The sequence below is a fragment of the Rathayibacter sp. AY1C5 genome (assembly GCF_002931705.1).
Classification (GTDB): Bacteria; Actinomycetota; Actinomycetes; order Actinomycetales; family Microbacteriaceae; genus Rathayibacter.
The window spans coordinates 16,259-35,757 of record NZ_PSWD01000006.1 but is presented as its reverse complement, the minus strand read 5'-3'; the positions used below and the strand labels follow the sequence as shown (position 1 = coordinate 35,757).

Genomic DNA, 19,499 nt, shown 5'->3' with positions numbered 1-19,499 from the left:
GTCCGGCGCGGAAGGGGTTGCCACCGGGCCGGCCGGAGGGGGCTGGCGCGGCAGAATGGCCTCGGCCGTGCCCGCCGCGCGGCCGGGAGGAGCCCTCATGAGCTGGACCATCGACGAGGTGGCGTGGACCCACCCGGACGCCGAGCGTCTGCGCGACGCGCAGCGGTGCGAGCTCGACGAGCGCTACGGCAACGACGACCACGAGCCCGGCACGCCGCCCTCGGCCGACGACGTGCCCGTCTTCCTCGTCGCCCGCGACGCGAGCGGCACGGCGGTGGCCTGCGGCGGACTGCGGCCTCTCGACGACGACGTCCTCGGACCGGGGGCGATCGAGGTGAAGCGGATGTTCGCCGACCGCGCCGCCCGCGGCACCGGAGCGGCCACGGCCGTCCTGCGCGCGCTCGAGGCGCGGGCGGCCGCTCTGGGCACGACGCGCCTGGTGCTGGAGACCGGGACGCTCCAGCCCGACGCGATGCGGTTCTACCTCCGGGAGGGCTACCACGCCATCCCGCCGTTCGGCGCCTACATCGGGTCCGAGCACTCGGTCTGCTACGCCCGCGATCTCGCTCCCGGCGCCTGAGCGTCAGCGGCGCAGGGTCTCCACCGGGTACTCGCCGAAGCGGCGGTGGTACGCCCCCGAGAAGCGGCCCTGGTTGAGGAAGCCCCAGCGCGCGGAGACGGCGCGCACGGTCTCCTCGCCCGGAGCGCCCTCGCGCAGCTCGACGCGCGCCCGGTCGAGACGCACGCCGCGCAGGTAGCCGAGCGGAGTGTCGCCGAAGTGCCTCCGGAACGCGGCCTGCAGCGCCCGCGGAGTGAGCCCCGCCGCTGTCGCGATGTCGGACACGGTGACGGGCGACGCGGCGAACGCGTGCAGGAACTCGGCGGCACGCAGCAGGTGCTCGAGCCCCGGCCGCAGCACCTGCGCCGGAACGACGACCGGCCGGTGCGCGAAGGTCGCGAGCAGGTGCAGAGCGACGCCGCGCTCGGCCGCCACGAGCTGCAGCGCTGTCGCCTCGCGGCCCGACCGGAGGACGCCCGCGAAGTCGTCGACCGCCCGCCACCAGCCCGGGAGTGCCGACGCGGAGGCGATCGAGCGGTGGTCGAAGACGAGCGGCAGCGGCACGCCGTCGCCGGCCTCGGACGCGACCTGCTCGAGGAGGCCGGCGGCCACGTGCACGAGCCGCTGCTGGAAGTCGCGGCTGACGAACTCGAACGGACGCGCGCTGGGGAACACGACCGGCCGCCCCGGCAGGTGGACGATCCGATCGCCCTCCGGGTCCACCACGCTCGTGCCGGAGAGGAACCACGAGACGACGTACTCGCCCGCCGGACGCAGCCCCCCGGACACGGAGCCCCGGAACACCGACGTCCGCAGGCTCACGCCCTCGCTCCCGGAGACGTCGTAGCGGAAGGAGAAGGGCCGCTCGACCGGTTCCGTCCGGAATCCCGACCCGCCGTAGCCGTCCGAGTAGAAGCGCCGCGCCTCCTCCAGGTCGGCCCCGGAGCGCGTGAAGCGCTGCAGCGCAGGACCGGCACCCATCGGACCAGGATGCCACCTGGACGGATTGCGCACCGGTCGCCCCCGCGCCCCTCTCCGGGGCACGTCCTGTCGGCAGGGTGACGGGGTCGGACGACACGGACGGAGACGCATGGAGATCAGCGCACGCAGACTCGCGGCACGCGACGCGGTGGCCGTCGTCGCCGTGCTCGCCGCACTCGAGGGGGCGCTCGCCGTGGACTCCCTGCCGCCCGGCCTGGAGGAGGTCCTCCTGCACCAGCTCGAGCGCAGCTCGCTCGTGCTCCCCGGCGCCGACCGGGACGAGCTCGCCTCCGCTCTGCGCGCGCTCGGCGTCCGCGTGCGCGACGCGCTCGGGTAGAGGCCGCCGCCGACTACAGTCGAGGGGTCAACCGAGCCCGAGGAGTGCCCGCACGTGTCGAACGAACCGTCGAATCCCGCAGAGAACGAGTCCCACTCGGTCGTCACCGAGGCGGGCACGGGATTCACGCACTTCACCGACCGGGCCGTGGTCGCGATCCGCGTCAACGGGGAGCTCAAGGACCTCGCCGCCGACGTCGTGCCGGGCGACCGCATCGAGCCGGTGCTCATCTCCTCGCCGGACGGGCTGAACATCCTCCGCCACTCCGCGGCCCACGTGCTCGCGCAGGCGGTGCAGCAGATCAACCCGGAGGCGAAGCTGGGCATCGGCCCGCCCGTCACCGACGGCTTCTACTACGACTTCGACGTCGAGGAGCCCTTCACGCCCGAGGCGATGAAGGCGCTCGAGAAGGCGATGGACCGCATCGTCCGCCAGGGCCAGCGGTTCGTGCGCCGCGTCGTCTCCGAGGAGGAGGCGCGCGCCGAGCTCGCCGGCGAGCCCTACAAGCTCGAACTGATCGGGATCAAGGGCGGGGGAGCCGAGGACGAGAGCGTCGAGGTCGGCGGCGCCGAGCTCACCATCTACGACAACGTCGACCCGCGTTCCGGCGAGACGGTCTGGAAGGACCTCTGCCGCGGCCCGCATCTGCCCAACACCCGCATGATCGGCAACGGCTACGCCCTGACCCGCAACGCTGCCGCCTACTGGCGCGGCTCGGAGAAGAACCCGCAGCTGCAGCGCGTCTACGGCACCGCGTGGCCCACGAAGGACCAGCTGCGCGAGCACCAGGCCCGCCTCGAGGAGGCGGCGCGCCGCGACCACCGCAAGCTCGGCCACGAGCTCGACCTGTTCTCCTTCCCGGACGAGATCGGCTCCGGCCTCGCGGTCTTCCACCCCAAGGGCGGGATCATCCGCTACGAGATCGAGCAGTACATGCGCGAGCAGCTGCTCGCCCACGACTACGAGCTCGTCTACACGCCGCACATCACCAAGGGCGACCTGTTCCTCACGAGCGGGCACCTGCAGTGGTACTCCGAGGGGATGTTCCCCCCGATGCACCTCGACGAGCTGCAGGACGAGGACGGCAACGTCACCCGCCAGGGCCAGGACTACTACCTCAAGCCCATGAACTGCCCGTTCCACAACCTGATCTTCCGCTCGCGCGGCCGCAGCTACCGCGAGCTCCCGCTGCGCCTGGCCGAGTTCGGCACCGTGTACCGCTACGAGAAGAGCGGCACCCTGCAGGGCCTCACCCGCGTGCGCGGCCTGACCCAGGACGACGCCCACATCTACGTCGCGCAGGAGGACGTGTCGGCCGAGCTGACCCGCAACCTCGAGTTCGTGCTGCAGGTGCTGCGCGACTACGGCCTCGACGACTTCTACCTCGAGCTGTCCACGAACGAGGAGGGCAACCCGAAGTTCGTCGGTGCGCCCGAGCAGTGGGAGGAGGCGATCGAGTCGCTGCGCGCGGTCGCCGTCGCCTCCGGTCTCGAGCTGGTTCCGGATCCGGGAGGAGCGGCGTTCTACGGTCCGAAGATCTCGGTGCAGGCGCGCGACGCCATCGGCCGCACCTGGCAGATGTCGACCATCCAGCTCGACTTCAACCAGCCCGAGCGCTTCGAGCTCGAGTACACGGCCTCGGACGGCTCGAAGAAGCGGCCCGTGATGATCCACCGCGCGCTCTTCGGCTCCATCGAGCGCTTCTTCGCGATCCTCACCGAGCACTACGCCGGGGCGTTCCCGGTCTGGCTGTCGCCGGTCCAGGTCGTGGGCATCCCGATCGCCGACGAGTACCTGCCCTACCTCGAAGAGGTCGTCGGCGAGCTCAAGCGGTCGGGCATCCGCGCCGAGATCGACTACTCCAGCGACCGGATGCAGAAGAAGATCCGCAACGCCACGCTGCAGAAGGTGCCCTTCCAGATGATCGTGGGGGAGAAGGACCGCGACGCCGGAGCCGTCAGCTTCCGGTTCCGCGACGGCACGCAGGAGAACGGGATCCCGGTCGCCGATGCCGTCGCGCGCATCCGCGAGGCCGTCGCCTCGAAGGCGCAGGTCTGAGCGTGAGCGACGGCTGCGTGCCCGAGGGAGCGGAGGGCTCGGCGCACCTCGCCGGGGTTCCCGACGAGTTCCAGCGCCTGTGGACGCCGCACCGGATGGTCTACATCCAGAAGGGGCAGCCCGGAGCCGACGACTGCCCCTTCTGCGTGGCGCCGACGCTGAGCGACGAGGAGGCCCTCATCGTCGCCCGCGGGGAGCACGCCTACGTCCTGCTGAACCTGTTCCCGTACAACTCCGGCCACCTCCTGGTCTGCCCGTACCGGCACATCCCGCTCTACGACGAGGCCACTCCCGAGGAAGTGGCCGAGATCGGAGCGCTCACGCAGACGGCGATGCGCGTCGTCCGCTCGGTCTCGAACAACGACGGCTTCAACCTCGGGATGAACCAGGGCGCGGTCGCGGGAGCGGGGATCGCCGCGCACCTGCACCAGCACGTGGTTCCGCGCTGGGCGACCGACGCGAACTTCTTCCCGATCATCGCCCGCACGAAGGCGCTCCCGCAGCTGCTCGGCGACGTGCGAGCGAGCCTCGCGGCGGCCTGGCCGAGCCTCTAGACCGCCGCCCGGCCCCCTGTCCAGCGCCGCGGACGGCGGGCGCCGTCTCGTAGACTCGGAGCTGCCGTCGGCGGAAGTCGCCGCACAGAACAGGACTCGCGAACATGACCGACACCACCACTCCGTCCTCGTCCGCTCCCGAGCAGTTCGGCTCGAGCCGCGTCAAGCGCGGTCTCGCCGAGATGCTCAAGGGCGGCGTCATCATGGACGTCGTCGACGCCGATCAGGCCCGCATCGCGGAGGACGCCGGCGCGGTCGCCGTCATGGCGCTCGAGCGCGTCCCCGCCGACATCCGCTCGCAGGGCGGCGTCGCACGCATGAGCGACCCCGACCTGATCGACGGCATCGTCTCCGCCGTGTCGATCCCCGTCATGGCGAAGGCGCGCATCGGCCACTTCGTCGAGGCGCAGATCCTGCAGGAGCTCGGCGTCGACTACATCGACGAGTCCGAGGTCCTCTCGCCCGCCGACTACGTGAACCACATCGACAAGTGGAACTTCACCGTCCCCTTCGTCTGCGGAGCGACCAACCTGGGCGAGGCGCTGCGCCGCATCACCGAGGGCGCAGCGATGATCCGCTCGAAGGGCGAGGCCGGCACCGGCGACGTCTCCGAGGCGACCAAGCACATCCGCACGATCTCCGGCGAGGTCAACCGCCTGAAGGCGATGACCAAGGACGAGCTCTACGTCGCCGCGAAGGAGCTGCAGGCCCCCTACGACCTGGTCGACGAGATCGCCCGGACCGGCAAGCTCCCCGTCGTCCTCTTCACCGCCGGCGGGGTCGCGACCCCGGCCGACGCGGCGCTGATGATGCAGCTGGGCGCCGACGGCGTGTTCGTCGGCTCCGGCGTCTTCAAGTCGGGCGAGCCCGCCAAGCGCGCGGCCGCGATCGTGAAGGCGACCACCTTCTTCGACGACGCGAAGGTCGTCGCGGAGGCCTCGCGCGGCCTGGGCGAGGCGATGGTCGGCATCAACGTGGCCGACGTGCCCGCGCCGCACCGCCTCGCCGAGCGTGGCTGGTAGCGCCGACGCGCCGCTCGCCGGCGCAGGATCGACGCGGGAGTCCCTCGAGGGGCTCCGCGTCGGGGTCCTCGCGCTGCAGGGCGACTTCCGCGAGCACGCGCACGTCCTGCGCGAGCTGGGCGCCGAGGTGGTGCTGGTGCGACGCCCGGAGGAGCTCGCCACCGTCGCGGGGCTGGTCATCCCGGGCGGCGAGTCCACGGTGATGGACAAGCTGTCGCGCCTCTTCGGCCTCGCGGAGCCGGTCGTCGAGGCGATCAGTGCGGGGATGCCCGTCTACGGGACCTGCGCCGGGCTGATCATGCTCGCCGACCGGGTCCTCGACCGCATCGACGGCCAGAGCAGCTTCGGCGGCCTGGACGTGTCGGTCCGGAGGAACGCGTTCGGCAACCAGCTCGACTCCTTCGAGACCGATCTCGACGTGCCGGCCATCGGCGATCCGCCGGTGCACGCGGTCTTCATCCGCGCACCGGTCGTGGAGGAGCTGGGCGAGCGGGCGACCGCGCTCGCCAGTGTCGCCGACGGGCGGGTGGTCGCGGTCGAGCAGGGCAACCTCCTCGGGACGGCGTTCCATCCCGAGATCACCGGCGACTACCGGTTCCACGAGCTGTTCCTGCGGAAGGTCGCGGCGACGCGCTTCGGCGACTGACCCGCTGCCGTCCCCTCCGCCAGGGGTGGACGGTGCGGGACCCGCGGGCCAGGGTGGTCGCATGCCCGAACTCCCCGAGGTCCAGGCCCTCGCCCTCGATCTCGACGCGCGCCTGGGCGGACGCGTCCTCAAGCGGCTCGACGTGTTCGCGATCTCCGCGCTTAAGACCGTCGCCATCCCGCCGTCGGCTCTGTCCGGCGAGACCGTCCACGGAGTATCGCGGCACGGCAAGTTCCTCGACATCGCAGTCGGCGAAGCCCACGTCCTCCTGCACCTCGCCCGCGCCGGCTGGGTCCGCTGGCGGCCCGAGCGGCCGACGGCGCCGGCGAAGCCCGGCCGGGGACCGCTCGCCGCGCGGCTCGTCCTCGACGACGGGTCGGGGTTCGACGTGACGGAGGCCGGCACCAAGAAGAGCCTCGCGCTCTCGATCGTCGCCGATCCGCACGACGTCCCGGGCGTCGCCCGGCTGGGTCCCGATCCGCTGGACCCGGAGTTCACCGAGGAGATCCTCGGCGCGATCCTCGCCACGGCGGGCAGGGCGCAGGTGAAGGGCGTCCTCCGCGACCAGTCCCGCATCGCCGGCATCGGCAACGCCTACTCCGACGAGATCCTCCACGTGGCGCGCATTTCGCCCTTCAAGCCCGCCGCGCTCACCGCCGACGAGCTGGACCGCCTCTATGCGGCCCTCCGCTACACACTCGAGGAGGCGCTCGCCCGCGCCGAGGGCCTGCACGCGGCCGACCTCAAGCGCGAGAAGAAGCTCGGCATGCGCGTCCACGGCCGCACAGGAGAGGCGTGCCCCGTCTGCGGCGACACGATCCGCCAGGTGGTCTTCCACGACTCCACGCTCCAGTACTGCCCCACCTGCCAGACCGACGGGAGGATCCTCGCCGACCGGCTGCTGTCGCGGCTGATCAGATAGCGAGCCGGTCCCTGCCCGGCTCGCCGCGGTCGGCTCTCGGGGGTGGCTGGGTGGGTGGAGCGGGTCGCGTCCGCCTACAGCGATCCGCTGGCACGCGGATCACTGGTTCGGCGGTGCTTGTGGCGAGCCGGTCCCTGCCCGGCTCGCCGCGGTCGGCTTCCGGAGATGGCGGGGCGGGTGGAGCGGGTCGCGTCCGCCTACAGCGATCCGCTGGTACGCGGATCACTGGTTCGGCGGTGCTTGTGGCGAGCCGGTCCCTGCCCGGCTCGCCGCGGTCGGCTCTCGGGGGTGGCTGGGTGGGTGGAGCGGGTCGCGTTCGCCTACAGCGATCCGCTGGTACGCGGATCACTGGTTCGGCGGTGCGGGGGCGCGCCGGGAGGGCGGCTCGTCGCCGGCGAGACGGGCGCGGACCGGCTCTCGAATAGACTGGCCCCTGCCATCAGCGGCGCCCTCGGGGGCCGCACGCAACGAGATTTCCGAGGGAGCACCGTGTCCGGGCATTCCAAGTGGGCCACGACCAAGCACCAGAAGGCGATCAAGGACTCGCGCCGCGCGAAGTCCTTCGCCAAGCTGATCAAGAACATCGAGGTGGCCGCCAAGATCGGCGGCGCCGACCTCTCCGGCAACCCGACGCTCGTCGACGCCGTGCAGAAGGCGAAGAAGACCTCGGTGCCGAACGACAACATCGACCGCGCGATCAAGCGCGGCGCCGGCCTCACCGGCGAGGTCATCGACTACACGACGATCATGTACGAGGCCTACGGCCCCAACGGCATCGCCCTGCTCGTCGAGTGCCTCACCGACAACAAGAACCGCGCCGCGGCGGACGTCCGCACCGCGATGACCCGCAACGGCGGCACCATGGCCGACCCGGGCAGCGTCGCGTACAACTTCGCGCGCAAGGGCGTCATCTCCGTGCCCCACGGAGAGAGCGTCACCGAGGACGACGTGCTCGGCGCGGTCCTCGACTTCGGTGTCGACGACGTGCTCGACCACGGCGAGAGCTTCGAGGTCCGCGTCGAGCCGAGCGAGCTCGTCCCGGCCCGCTCGGCCCTGCAGGAGGCGGGCATCGACTACGACTCCGCCGACATCGAGTTCGTCGCCTCCCTCCAGGTCGAGGCCGACGCCGAGACGGCCCGCAAGGTCTTCCGCCTGATCGACGCGCTCGAGGACTCGGACGACGTGCAGAACGTCTACACCAACCTCGACATCACGGCCGAGGTGCGCGCCGAGCTCGAGAACGAGGAGTGACGCGGTGAGCCCGGCCCGATCCTGGAGGGCGGCCTGATGCGCGTCCTCGGGATCGACCCCGGGCTCACCCGCTGCGGCGTCGGCATCGTCGACGTCTCGCGCGACCGCCGCGCGACCCTCGTGCACGTGACGGTCCTCCGGACACCGCCCGACGACGCGCTGGAGCGCCGCCTGCTGGCCCTGGGCGACGGGCTCGAGGCGCTGCTCGACGAGCACCGCCCCGACGCCGTCGCGATCGAGCGGGTCTTCGCGCAGAACAACGTCAGCACCGTGATGGGCATCGCGCAGATCAGCGGCGTAGCCCTCGTCGCGGCGGCCCGGCGCGGGCTCCCGGTCGGGATGCACACGCCGAGCGAGGTGAAGGCCGCCGTCACCGGCTACGGAGCCGCGGACAAGCGCCAGGTCACCGCGATGATCCAGCGCGTCCTCCGGCTCGACGCCCCGCCGCGGCCGGCCGACGCGGCCGACGCCCTCGCCCTGGCCGTCTGCCACGCCTGGCGGGCGCCTCTCGCGCGGTCCTCCGGGTCGGCGGGAGCCGGTGCCGACGGAGCGGCGGGCGGCACAGCAGCGCAGCGGGCGTGGCGCGCCGCCGAGGCCGCGAGTCGAACGCCTGTTCGAGCATCTAGACTGACGCGGTGATCTCCTCCCTCCGCGGCACCGTCCTCTCCGCCCGCGGGAGTCTCGCCGTCCTCGACGTCCACGGCGTCGGCTACGCGGTGAACGTGACCCCGCAGCACGCGCTCGAGATGCGCGTCGGCGACGAGACCACGGTCAGCACCGTGCTCGTCGTCCGCGAGGACTCGCTCACCCTCTACGGCTTCCCCGACGAGGAGCAGCTCGAGATCTTCGAGCTGCTGATCGGCGTGACCGGCGTCGGCCCGAAGTCCGCGCTCGGCGTGCTCGGCGCGGTCGAGCCGGACCGGATCGCGCAGGCGGTCGCCGACGAGGACGACGGGGTGTTCCGGAAGGTCAGCGGCATCGGCCCGAAGACGGCCAAGCTGATCATCCTGTCGCTCGCCGGCAAGGTGACCGTCCGTCCGCGCGCCGCCCGCGGCTCCGGTCCCGCCGCCACCGCCGCGCAGAACGTGCTCGCGGCGCTCGTCGGCCTGGGCTGGCCCGAGCGCACCGCGGCCGATGTGGTCGACGAGATCCTGCTCGACGCGCAGGCCTCCGACGCCGCGAACGTGCAGGCGCTGCTCCGGCTCGCCCTCGCCCGCCTCGGTCCGGCGGCCCGCTCGTGAGCGACGAGGTGCTGGGCGCCGAGGTCGCATCGGAGGCCGAGGTCGCCTTCGAGGGCGCCCTGCGGCCCAGGAACCTCAGCGAGTTCGTCGGCCAGCGCAAGGTGCGCGGCCAGCTCGAGCTGCTGCTCAAGGCCGCGGCCATGCAGGGCCGGACCCCGGACCACATCCTCCTGGCGGGCCCGCCCGGTCTCGGCAAGACGACCCTCGCGATGATCGTGGCGGAGGAGAGCTCCTCGCCCCTGCGGCTCTCCAGCGGCCCCGCGATCCAGCACGCGGGCGACCTCGCCGCCGTCCTCTCCTCGCTGCTGCCCGGCGAGATCCTCTTCATCGACGAGATCCACCGCATGGCGCGCTCCGCGGAGGAGATGCTCTACCTCGCGATGGAGGACTTCCGGATCGACATCATGGTCGGCAAGGGGGCGGGAGCGACGTCCGTCCCGCTGGATCTCGCCCCGTTCACGCTCGTCGGCGCCACGACCCGCTCCGGCCTGCTGCCCAATCCGCTCCGCGACCGCTTCGGCTTCACCGCGCACCTCGAGTTCTACGCGGAGGACGAGCTGCGGCAGGTGCTCGCCCGGGCGGCACGGCTGCTCGAGCTCGACATCGACGCGGACGCGATCGCCGAGATCGCCGGCCGCTGCCGAGGCACCCCGCGCATCGCCAACCGCCTGCTCCGGCGGGTGCGGGACTTCGCCCTGGTCCACGGCGGACGGGCCGACGTGACCGCCGTCCGCGCGGCGCTGGAGCTCTACGACGTCGACGCGCTCGGACTCGACCGGCTCGACCGCGCGGTGATGGAGATCGTGCTGACCCGCTTCGACGGCGGGCCGGTCGGCCTGAACACCCTCGCCGTGTCGGTGGGGGAGGAGGCGGAGACGGTCGAGGCCGTCGTCGAGCCGTTCCTCGTGCGGATCGGATTGCTGACCCGGACGCCGCGCGGCCGCGTGGCGACCCCCGCCGCCTACCGCCACTTCGGCATCGACCCCCGGGGGACGGCGGCTCAGCCGCCCCTGTTCCCCGATGATCTATGATTCTCTAGGCCCGACGGGCCGCTCGATCCGCTCCGCCTCGACCTGAGGCCGCGCGGCGGATCGCCCATCCACTCCGGAAGGCCCACCCATGGATCCGACGATCATCCTGCTCGTCCTGCTGCTCGCCGTGATGATCATCTTCATGTTCCGCAACAACAAGAAGCGCCAGCGCGACGCGGAGAGTATGAAGAACAACCTCCAGCCGGGGGTGGAGCTCATGACCGGCTCCGGCCTCTTCGGCACCGTCGTGTCGATCGACGACGAGGCGAACAAGATCGTCATCGAGTCGACCCCCGGCACGCTGCTGACCATCCACCGTCAGGCGATCGCCCGCCTCATCGACCCGAGCGAGAACGCCGTCGCCGTCGACACCGAGGACGAGGCCGACCCGCTGACCGCGACCGGCTCGCCCGAGTTCGGCGAGCGCGACTCCGCGCACCGCGACCCGCTGGTGGACCCGGTCGAGCGCGACCGCCGCCCCGACGCGCAGTAGTCTCCTGGTCGGGCCGGGCGCATCGGCGCCCGCCCGCCCTTCTCCACGCCCGGGCGACCCCGGGCCGATCACCGTCGACCGAAGAGAAAGCTGAGCCCTGGGTGGCCGCATCAACCCCCGTCCGGAAGGCCCGCCGCTCCCTGAGCTGGCTCGGTGTCCTGATCCTCGCTCTCGTCGGACTCAACACGGCGGCCGTCCTCTGGGGCGGCGGCTCCTGGACGCCGAAGCTCGCCCTCGACCTCGAGGGCGGCACGCAGATCGTCCTGCAGCCGCAGCTGAACGACGGCGACACCGTCTCGTCGGAGCAGCTGACGCAGGCCGTCTCGATCATCCGCCAGCGCATCGACGCGTCCGGCGTCTCCGAGGCCGAGATCACGACCCAGGGCTCGAGCAACATCGTCGTCTCGATCCCGGGCACGCCCGACGACGAGACGCTCCAGCGCATCGAGGCCTCGGCGAAGCTCGACTTCCGCCCGGTCCTCGTCGCGAGCCAGGCCACCAACAGCTCGGTCGGCGGCGACGCGACGTCCTCGCCCACGCCGACGCCCGTCGACCCGTCGCTCGCGACGGAGCCGACCGCCTCGCCGACGAACGCGAGCGACCTCGCCTACCTCACGCCGGCGCTCGAGGCCCAGTACACCTCGTTCGACTGCGCGTTCCTCAACGGCCAGGACCCGAACCTCGCCCCGGCCGACCAGCCGCTCATCACCTGCGACGACAGCGGGACGGTGAAGTACGTCCTCGGCCCGGTGGAGATCACCGGCGAGGACATCTCGGACGCCTCGAACGGCCTGATGACGACCTCCTCCGGCGCCAGCACCGGCACCTGGGCCGTCAACCTCTCGTTCGACGACCAGGGCACGCAGGCCTTCGGCGACGTGACCTCGCGCCTCGTGGCGCTGCAGGGTGCGCAGAACCAGTTCGCGATCGTCCTCGACGGCCGGGTCATCTCGGCCCCGTCGACGAACGCCGCCATCACCGACGGCAACGCGCAGATCTCGGGCTCCTTCACCCAGGAGTCGTCGAAGACGCTCGCCGACCAGCTCAAGTACGGCGCGCTGCCGATCGGCTTCCAGGTCCAGAGCTCGGACAGCATCTCGGCGACGCTCGGCTCCGCCCAGCTCGCCAGCGGCCTGCTCGCCGGCCTCATCGGCCTGATCCTCGTCATCGTCTACTCCATCGCGCAGTACCGCGTGCTCGGAGCCGTCACGATCGCCTCGCTGCTCGTCGCGGCGATCGTCACCTACCTCGTCGTCACGCTGCTGTCCTGGCGGGAGGGACTGCGCCTCTCGCTCGCAGGAGTCGCGGGTCTCATCGTCGCGATCGGCATCACGGCCGACTCGTTCATCGTGTACTTCGAGCGCATCCGCGACGAGCTCCGCGACGGACGCGGCCTCGAGTCCGCCGTCGAGTCCGGCTGGCGGCGCGCGCTGCGCACGATCTTCGCGTCCGACATGGTGAACCTGCTCGCCGCGGTGGTCCTCTTCCTCCTCGCCGTCGGCAGTGTCCGCGGCTTCGCGCTCACCCTCGGGATCACGACGATCATCGACCTGATCGTGGTGGCGCTGTTCACCCACCCGATCCTGCAGCTGATGGCCACGAGACCGTTCTTCGCCGAGGGGCACAAGGCGTCGGGCCTGGATCCCCGGGCGCTCGGGGCCGTCTACCGCGGCCGTGCCGCCTTCCGTCCGCAGGACCAGGTGGTCGCCGGCAAGCGCGCCTCCGCGTCTCGTGAGGCGGCCAAGCGCCAGACCATCGCCGAGCGGAAGGCCGCCGAGGCGGCCGGCCTGCGCGACTCCAACGACTCGAACGGGAAGGACGCGTGATGGCCAGCTTCTCGCAGTTCGGAAACGACCTCTACACCGGTGCGCGATCGATCGACTTCGTCGGCCGGCGCCGCACGTGGTACCTCGTCTCGCTCGCCCTGATCCTGATCACGCTGCTCGGGACGGTCGCCCGCGGCGGCTTCAACTTCGGCATCGAGTTCACCGGCGGCTCGCAGTTCACGGTGTCCTCGCCGTCGAGCCTCGAGCAGGCGACGGCGACGGACGCGGTGACCTCGGTCGCTCCGGAGACCGTGCCGCGCGTGTCCATCGTCGGCGACGACTCCATCCGCGTGCAGACCGGCCAGCTCTCGACCGACGAGTCGACCGCGGTGCGGAACGCCCTGTCGGAGGCCTACGACGTGCCCACCGACCAGGTCGCCTCCTCCTTCATCGGAGCGGCGTGGGGCAACGACGTGACCCAGCAGGCCCTGCGCGGCCTGGTGATCTTCGTGGTCCTCGCGGCCCTGGCCATGTGGGCGTACTTCCGCACCTGGAAGATGTCGCTCGCGGCGATCGTCGCGCTCCTGCACGACCTCGTGATCGTGGCGGGCGTCTACGGCATCACCGGCACCGAGGTGTCGCCGGCGGCGGTGATCGGACTGCTGACGATCCTCGGCTACTCGCTCTACGACACGGTCGTGGTCTTCGACAAGATCCGCGAGAACACCGTGGAGGCGCTCGGCAGCACGACCCGCACCTTCTCCGAGACGGTGAACCTGGCCGAGAACCAGACTCTCGTGCGCTCCATCAACACCTCGATCGTCGCCGCCCTCCCGGTGGCCGCGATCCTCGTGATCGGCGCGTTCGTCCTCGGCGCGGGCACGCTCCGCGACATCTCGCTCGCCCTGCTGATCGGCATCATCGTCGGCACGTACTCGACGATCTTCGTCGCTGCGCCGCTGTACGCCCAGCTGCGCAGCCGGGAGCCCGAGATCTCCAAGCACGACAAGCGCGTGGAGTCGGCCCGGGCGAAGGCGACCGCTCCGGCCGCGCCGGCCGTGCAGGGCTGAGCCGTGGCCGACTACGCACAGGTCACGGCGGCCGACGCCGTCGGACTCGTCGAGCGCGACGAGGTCTGGCTGCTCGACGTCCGGGAGCCGCACGAGTGGGCGGCGGGGCATGCTCCGGCCGCCCACCACATCCCGATGGGGGAGATCGGCGCCCGGCAGGACGAGCTCCCGGCCGACACGGCGATCCTGGTGGTCTGCCACTCCGGAGTCCGCTCCGCGATGGTGACGCAGGCCCTCGACGGCGCCGGCTACGAGGTCGCCAACGTCGACGCCGGCATGACCGCCTGGGCCGCGGCGGGCGGCGACGTGGTCGACGGCGAGGGGCGCCCGGGACGCATCGGCTGACGCCGGCGCCGTCCGCCCCGGGCGGAACGGTCATCGGCGCCGTCCGCACGGGCGATAATGGGGCGATGGAGATCCTCGCGTGACGGAAACGACGACGACGTCCTCGACCGCTGCCCTGCGCAGACTGGTCCCGCGGATCTTCTCGCGCGCGCAGCCCTCCGGTGCTGTCGACACCCTCGTCCGCACCGTCCGGATGCACCACCCCAAGAGCGACATCGCGCTCATCGAGCGCGCGTACTCGGTCGCGGAGCGGGCGCACGCGAACCAGAAGCGCCGCAGCGGCGAGCCCTACATCACGCATCCGCTGGCCGTCGCGCAGATCCTCGCCGACCTCGGCATCGGCTCGAAGACGATCGCCGCCGCGCTGCTGCACGACACCGTCGAGGACACCGACTACCAGCTCGACGAGCTCCGCGCGGACTTCGGCGACGAGGTCGCGATGCTCGTCGACGGCGTCACCAAGCTCGACAAGGTCAAGTACGGCGACAGCGCGCAGGCCGAGACCGTCCGCAAGATGATCGTGGCGATGTCGAAGGACATCCGCGTCCTGATCATCAAGCTCGCCGACCGCCTTCACAACGCGCGGACCTGGGGCTTCGTCCCCGCCGAGTCCGCGGCCCGCAAGGCCACCGAGACCCTCGAGATCTACGCGCCGCTGGCGCACCGCCTCGGCATCCAGGCCATCAAGTGGGAGCTCGAGGACCTGTCCTTCGCGGTGCTTTACCCCAAGATCTACAACGAGATCGAGAGCCTGGTGAAGCGGCGGACGCCGCAGCGCGAGGAGTTCGTGCAGAACGTCATCGACCTGATCAGCGAGGACCTGCGGGCCGGGCGGATCCGCGGTCGCGTCGTCGGCCGGCCGAAGCAGTACTACTCGATCTACCAGAAGATGGTCGTCCGCGGTCGCGAGTTCGACGAGATCTACGACCTGGTCGGCATCCGCGTCCTCGTGAACTCGGTGCGCGACTGCTACGCCGTGCTCGGCTCGATCCACGCCCGCTGGACGCCGATGCCGGGCCGGTTCAAGGACTACATCGCCACTCCGAAGTTCAACCTCTACCAGTCGCTGCACACGACGGTCGTCGGGCCGAAGGGGCGTGCGGTCGAGATCCAGATCCGCACCAACGAGATGCACCAGCACGCGGAGTTCGGCATCGCGGCGCACTGGAAGTACAAGGAGCAGATGGCCACCGGCAAGGTGCCCACCTCCGGATCGAACGACACCGACCTCGCCTGGCTCGCGCACCTCTCGGACTGGCAGTCGGAGACCACAGACCCGAACGAGTTCCTCGACTCCCTCCGCTTCGAGATCGGCGCCAAGGAGGTCTACGTCTTCACCCCGAAGGGACGCGTGATCGGCCTGCCGACCGGTGCGACCCCGGTCGACTTCGCCTACGCGGTGCACACCGAGGTCGGGCATCGGACGATGGGCGCCAAGGTCAACGGGCGCCTCGTGCCGCTGGAGTCGGCTCTGACGACGGGCGACGTGGTCGAGGTCTTCACCTCGAAGAACCCCGACTCGGGACCGAGTCAGGACTGGCTCCACTTCGTGCAGAGCCCCCGGGCCCGCAACAAGATCCGGCAGTGGTTCACCAAGGAGCGGCGCGACGAGGCGATCGAGCAGGGCAAGGACTCCATCGCCCGGGCGATGCGGAAGCAGAACCTGCCGCTGCAGAAGCTGATGAGCCAGGACACCTTCACCGAGGTGGCCAGCCAGCTGCGCTACAACGACGTCGAGGCGCTCTACGCGGCCGTCGGCGAGGGCCACGTCTCGACCCAGTCGGTGCTCGAGAAGGTCGTCTCCTCCATCCAGGGCGATCCGGAGTCGGACGAGAACGAGGTCACCCTCCCGCGCTCGCCCCGGCCGCGGAGCCGGAGCAGCGAGTCGGGCGTCCTCGTGAAGGGCGCGCCGGACATCCTCGTGAAGCTCGCGAAGTGCTGCACTCCGGTTCCGGGCGATCAGATCGTCGGATTCGTGACGCGGGGAGCCGGCGTCTCCGTGCACCAGGCGAACTGCCACAACGTGCAGGAGCTGCTGAAGGAACCGGAGCGGATCGTCGACGTCGAGTGGGCGCCGTCCTCCAAGAGCATCTTCCTCGTGCAGATCCAGGTCGAGGCGCTGGACCGCTCGGGCCTGCTGAGCGACGTGACGCGCGTGCTCTCGGAGCACCACGTCAACATCCTCTCGGCGACGGTCTCGACCTCGAGCGACCGGCTGGCGATCAGCCGGTTCGTCTTCGAGATGGGCGACACCACCCACCTGGACCGCGTGCTGAACGCCGTGCGCCGGATCGACGCCGTCTACGACGTCTACCGGGTGAACGCGGGCTGATCCCCGGGCGGCGCCTCGCCGAGCGCCGCCCGCAGCCGTCGTCCGACGATCCTCCGTCCGGCGACGGCGCTGCCCTCCTCCAGCCTCGCGAGGACGGCGTCGAGGCCGGTCCGGGTGCTCCGAGAGAGCGCCCGGAGGATCGCGCCCGCGTCCTCCGTCCGGGCGAGGTCGATCAGCGTGCGAGCAGGCGACGTGACCGGCGCGCCGCCGAGGAGGACGACGTCGTCCTCGTCGAGCAGGACCTCGTGGCAGCGCAGGCGGGGGTTCGACGGCGCCTGTCGGCGCTTCCGCCGGTCGATCGAGGCGCTGTGCACCGGCGGCGGGCCGTGCGTCGCCCCGTGCACCCATGCCGCGGAAAGACGATCGGCGACGGCGCCGCGGGGGAGCAACGAGCGCAGGGAGGCGGCCCGCTCGGACGCCCCCAGGGGCAGGTCCGCGACGAGGAAGCCCTCGTCGAGCGCGACCAGCTCGCCGTCGAGGCGGGCGGCGCACAGCTCCGCGAGAGGGAGGTGCCCGGGGAGGAGCACGGAGGGGAGGCGCATCCGGCCATGCTGGCCGATGCGCCTCCCCTCCGGAGCGTCGCGAGCGGATCTGTGGAGGGATCCGCCGGCGCGGGTCTAGCCGATCGCGTCGAGCCAGACCTTGCGGGCGTCGAGCGCCTCCTGAGCCTGGGCGATCGCGTCGCGGTCGCCGCGCGCCTTCGCCTCGTCGAGCTCGTCCTGGAGCTTCTGGATCGCGGCGGTCAGCTGCGAGGCGAGACCCTCGGAGCGGGCCTTGCGCTCCGGGTTGCTGCGGTTCCAGTGCTCCTCGTCGAGCTTGCGGACGTGCGCCTCGACCTTGCGGAGGCGGTCCTCGACGGTGCGCACCTGCTCGCGCGGCACGCGGCCGACGGCGTCCCAGCGCTCCTGGATCGAGAGCAGCACCCGCTTGGCCTTCTCGCGGTCCTGCTCCTGCAGGAGCGGCTCCGCCTCCTCGAGGAGGGCGAGCTTGAGGTCGAGGTTCTCGGTGTACTCGACGCTCTCCTGCGCGACGATCTCGGCCTTGGCGCCGTAGATCGCGTCGCCGGCGGCCTTGAAGCGCGCCCAGAGCGCGTCGTCGAACCGCTTGCCTGCGCGGCCTGCGACCCGCCAGCGCTCCAGGAGCGCGCGGTAGTCCGGGATGGCGTCGGCGCCCTGCGGCACCAGCGCCTCGGCCTGGTCGATGAGCGCCTGCTTGGCCTGCTTGGCCTCGCGGTGCGCGGAGTCGAGGTCGGCGAAGAACGCCTTGCGGTTCTGCTCGATCGTGGTGCGCGCTCCGCGGAACCGGCGCCACAGCTCGTTCGCGTCGTTCTTGGGAAGGCGCGGGCCCTGCTGCTGGTGGTTCTGCCAGCGGGCGAAGAGGTCGTCGATCGCGGCGCTGGCCTGCTTCCACTGCGTCTTCGCCGGGTCGACCGCCGCCAGGGCCTCGGCCTCGGCGACGATGGCCTCGCGGTGGGCGAGGGCCTCGGACAGCGCGGCCTTCGACTCGGCCGCCTGCTGCTCGGTCAGATCCTCGACGGAGCCGCTCAGCGCGTCGACCCGGGTCTGCAGCGACTCGAGGTCGCCGACGGCGTTCGCCTGCGCGATGGCCGCGGACAGCGACTGCACCGTGCGGGCGACGTCTCCGGCGGGCGCGCCCCGCTTGGCGCGCTGCTCGAGCAGGGAGACCTGCCCGGCGAGCTCCGTGTACTTGCGCTCGTAGTAGGCGAGCGCCTCCTCGGGAGTCGCATCGGGGTACTGGCCGACCTCTCGCTCCCCGTCGCCGACGCGGACGTAGACCGTCCCGTCGTCGCCGACCCGTCCCCACGGCTGCTGGTCACTCATCGCTCGGAGCCTCACCTTGCTGTTCGATGTCGTGCTTCTCGGTGCCCGTCGCGTCGTCGGCCGGTGGGGCTCGACGGCCGGAGGGCCGAAGACCGCGCTCGGCCGCGAACGGGCAGTGACGACAAGCCTATTGCACTCCCCGCGCGGGCGGACCGTGACGACGCCGCGGGTGCGGCTACTGGACGGAGACGGAGGTGATGGTCACGGGCTCGGCGGGGGCGCCGTCACCCGATCCGTCGGCCGTGCCCTTCGACACGACGTCGCTGACGAGGGCGTCGAGTCCCGAGGTGACCTGCCCGAGCACGGTGTACCCGCCGGCCGCGTCGGCGGGCAGGGTCGTGTCCTGGTAGACGACGAAGAACTGGCTTCCCTGGCTGTAGCCGTTGCCGCCCTGGCGGGCCATCGCGATGGTCCCGGCCGGGTAGACGCCGTCCTCGGGCGCGTTCTCGACGGGACCGTAGCTGTAGCCGGGGCCGCCGGTGCCGTCGCCGTCCGGGTCGCCGCACTGGAGGACGTAGAGGCCCTCCGTGGTGAGGCGGTGGCAGGAGACGCCGTCGTAGAAGCCGGACTGCGTCAGCGAGATGAAGGAGGACACCGCCTGCGGGGCAGCGGCGCCGGCGAGCGTGATGCCCAGCGGGTCCTCGCCGATCGTGAGCGTGCCCGTCCAGTCGCGGCCCTCGGCGATGTCGGAGGAGGGGACGTCGCCGGTGTTCGCCCCCGTCGCCTCGGGCGTCGGGGTCGCGGAGGAGGAGGAGGTCGGCTCGGCGACCGGGGTGCCGGGGCCGCCGGAGAAGTAGAGGATCTGGGCGACGACCGCGAGCCCGATCACGACGACGGCGGCGATCGCCGCGATCACGTTGTCGCGCACGCGCCGCTTCTGCCTCGAGCGGTGGAGGCTCTGACGGGCCTGGTAGGCCCGGAGCCGGGTGCGCGCCTCGCGGTCGTTCGACTTGCCCTGGGCCACGTGTTCCTCCGACGTCCTCGTCCGCGCGGCTTCGGCGCGGCGGCCCGCGCACGCAGGCCGCGTCGAGCCTACGAGAACCGCCGGAG

Annotated in this window: 20 protein-coding genes; 16 read left to right on the top strand and 4 right to left on the bottom strand. The window is 71.7% G+C overall.

Annotated elements, in window-relative coordinates:
• Nucleotides 1-97: 97 nt before the first annotated feature.
• Nucleotides 98-580 carry a GNAT family N-acetyltransferase gene (locus C5C57_RS06985; RefSeq protein ID WP_104225442.1) on the top strand — a complete coding sequence of 161 codons (483 nt, stop codon included), beginning with the start codon at nucleotides 98-100 and terminating at the stop codon, nucleotides 578-580.
• A 3-nt stretch (nucleotides 581-583) separates the two neighbouring features.
• Here the strand turns inward: C5C57_RS06985 and C5C57_RS06980 are convergent, their stop codons facing one another.
• Complete coding sequence (locus C5C57_RS06980) at nucleotides 584-1,540, bottom strand: AraC family transcriptional regulator (protein ID WP_104327523.1); 957 nt, start codon at nucleotides 1,538-1,540, stop codon at nucleotides 584-586.
• A gap of 109 nt (nucleotides 1,541-1,649) precedes the next feature.
• Here C5C57_RS06980 and C5C57_RS06975 point away from each other — a divergent pair, with 109 nt between their 5' ends.
• From C5C57_RS06975 to C5C57_RS06905, 15 genes are all read left to right on the top strand, one after another.
• Nucleotides 1,650-1,877 (top strand): hypothetical protein, encoded by a 228-nt coding sequence (locus C5C57_RS06975; protein WP_104225342.1) that lies wholly within the window; start codon nucleotides 1,650-1,652, stop codon nucleotides 1,875-1,877.
• A 147-nt stretch (nucleotides 1,878-2,024) separates the two neighbouring features.
• Entirely contained in the window at nucleotides 2,025-3,935 is a 1,911-nt protein-coding gene (gene thrS, locus C5C57_RS06970; protein WP_258072025.1) for a threonine--tRNA ligase, read from the top strand.
• A 2-nt stretch (nucleotides 3,936-3,937) separates the two neighbouring features.
• Nucleotides 3,938-4,489: an HIT domain-containing protein gene (locus C5C57_RS06965; protein ID WP_244230646.1), complete on the top strand. Its 552-nt coding sequence runs from the start codon at nucleotides 3,938-3,940 to the stop codon at nucleotides 4,487-4,489.
• A 104-nt stretch (nucleotides 4,490-4,593) separates the two neighbouring features.
• Nucleotides 4,594-5,511, top strand: a complete 918-nt coding sequence (gene pdxS, locus C5C57_RS06960; RefSeq protein ID WP_104246768.1) for a pyridoxal 5'-phosphate synthase lyase subunit PdxS — start codon at nucleotides 4,594-4,596, stop codon at nucleotides 5,509-5,511.
• Nucleotides 5,512-5,584: 73 nt separating this feature from the next.
• Nucleotides 5,585-6,157, top strand: coding sequence for a pyridoxal 5'-phosphate synthase glutaminase subunit PdxT (pdxT, locus tag C5C57_RS06955; protein ID WP_244229657.1), 573 nt, complete (start codon nucleotides 5,585-5,587; stop codon nucleotides 6,155-6,157).
• A 61-nt stretch (nucleotides 6,158-6,218) separates the two neighbouring features.
• A complete protein-coding gene (locus C5C57_RS06950) occupies nucleotides 6,219-7,079 on the top strand; it encodes an Fpg/Nei family DNA glycosylase (protein WP_104246770.1) in 861 nt (286 codons plus the stop codon).
• A 489-nt stretch (nucleotides 7,080-7,568) separates the two neighbouring features.
• A complete protein-coding gene (locus C5C57_RS06945; RefSeq protein ID WP_104224772.1) occupies nucleotides 7,569-8,330 on the top strand; it encodes a YebC/PmpR family DNA-binding transcriptional regulator in 762 nt (253 codons plus the stop codon).
• A 36-nt stretch (nucleotides 8,331-8,366) separates the two neighbouring features.
• A complete protein-coding gene (gene ruvC, locus C5C57_RS06940; protein WP_104246771.1) occupies nucleotides 8,367-8,969 on the top strand; it encodes a crossover junction endodeoxyribonuclease RuvC in 603 nt (200 codons plus the stop codon).
• Entirely contained in the window at nucleotides 8,966-9,571 is a 606-nt protein-coding gene (ruvA, locus tag C5C57_RS06935; RefSeq protein ID WP_104225337.1) for a Holliday junction branch migration protein RuvA, read from the top strand. The genes ruvC and ruvA overlap by 4 nt, the downstream gene beginning before the upstream one ends.
• Nucleotides 9,568-10,602 (top strand): Holliday junction branch migration DNA helicase RuvB, encoded by a 1,035-nt coding sequence (gene ruvB / locus C5C57_RS06930; RefSeq protein WP_104224769.1) that lies wholly within the window; start codon nucleotides 9,568-9,570, stop codon nucleotides 10,600-10,602. Before ruvA ends, ruvB begins: the two co-directional genes overlap by 4 nt.
• A gap of 88 nt (nucleotides 10,603-10,690) precedes the next feature.
• The gene (gene yajC, locus C5C57_RS06925; protein WP_104224768.1) at nucleotides 10,691-11,095 is read left to right on the top strand and encodes a preprotein translocase subunit YajC; all 405 of its coding nucleotides are present in this window, start codon (nucleotides 10,691-10,693) and stop codon (nucleotides 11,093-11,095) included.
• Nucleotides 11,096-11,196: 101 nt separating this feature from the next.
• The gene (gene secD, locus C5C57_RS06920; protein ID WP_104246772.1) at nucleotides 11,197-12,921 is read left to right on the top strand and encodes a protein translocase subunit SecD; all 1,725 of its coding nucleotides are present in this window, start codon (nucleotides 11,197-11,199) and stop codon (nucleotides 12,919-12,921) included.
• On the top strand, nucleotides 12,921-13,931 hold the full coding sequence (gene secF, locus C5C57_RS06915) for a protein translocase subunit SecF (protein WP_104233316.1): 1,011 nt from the start codon (nucleotides 12,921-12,923) through the stop codon (nucleotides 13,929-13,931). Before secD ends, secF begins: the two co-directional genes overlap by 1 nt.
• A gap of 3 nt (nucleotides 13,932-13,934) precedes the next feature.
• Entirely contained in the window at nucleotides 13,935-14,276 is a 342-nt protein-coding gene (locus tag C5C57_RS06910) for a rhodanese-like domain-containing protein (protein WP_104224765.1), read from the top strand.
• 79 nt (nucleotides 14,277-14,355) lie between these two features.
• Nucleotides 14,356-16,608, top strand: a complete 2,253-nt coding sequence (locus C5C57_RS06905) for a bifunctional (p)ppGpp synthetase/guanosine-3',5'-bis(diphosphate) 3'-pyrophosphohydrolase (RefSeq protein ID WP_104225334.1) — start codon at nucleotides 14,356-14,358, stop codon at nucleotides 16,606-16,608.
• Here the strand turns inward: C5C57_RS06905 and C5C57_RS06900 are convergent.
• The 3 genes from C5C57_RS06900 to C5C57_RS06890 all read right to left on the bottom strand — a co-directional run bounded on the left by C5C57_RS06900 (nucleotide 16,587) and on the right by C5C57_RS06890 (nucleotide 19,413).
• Nucleotides 16,587-17,150, bottom strand: coding sequence for a type IV toxin-antitoxin system AbiEi family antitoxin (locus tag C5C57_RS06900; protein ID WP_104225333.1), 564 nt, complete (start codon nucleotides 17,148-17,150; stop codon nucleotides 16,587-16,589). The two genes, C5C57_RS06905 and C5C57_RS06900, sit on opposite strands and share 22 nt — an antisense overlap.
• A 75-nt stretch (nucleotides 17,151-17,225) precedes the next feature.
• Nucleotides 17,226-18,449 (bottom strand): DUF349 domain-containing protein, encoded by a 1,224-nt coding sequence (locus tag C5C57_RS06895; protein WP_104233314.1) that lies wholly within the window; start codon nucleotides 18,447-18,449, stop codon nucleotides 17,226-17,228.
• 175 nt (nucleotides 18,450-18,624) lie between these two features.
• The gene (locus C5C57_RS06890; RefSeq protein ID WP_104233313.1) at nucleotides 18,625-19,413 is read right to left on the bottom strand and encodes a peptidylprolyl isomerase; all 789 of its coding nucleotides are present in this window, start codon (nucleotides 19,411-19,413) and stop codon (nucleotides 18,625-18,627) included.
• Nucleotides 19,414-19,499 lie beyond the last annotated feature (86 nt).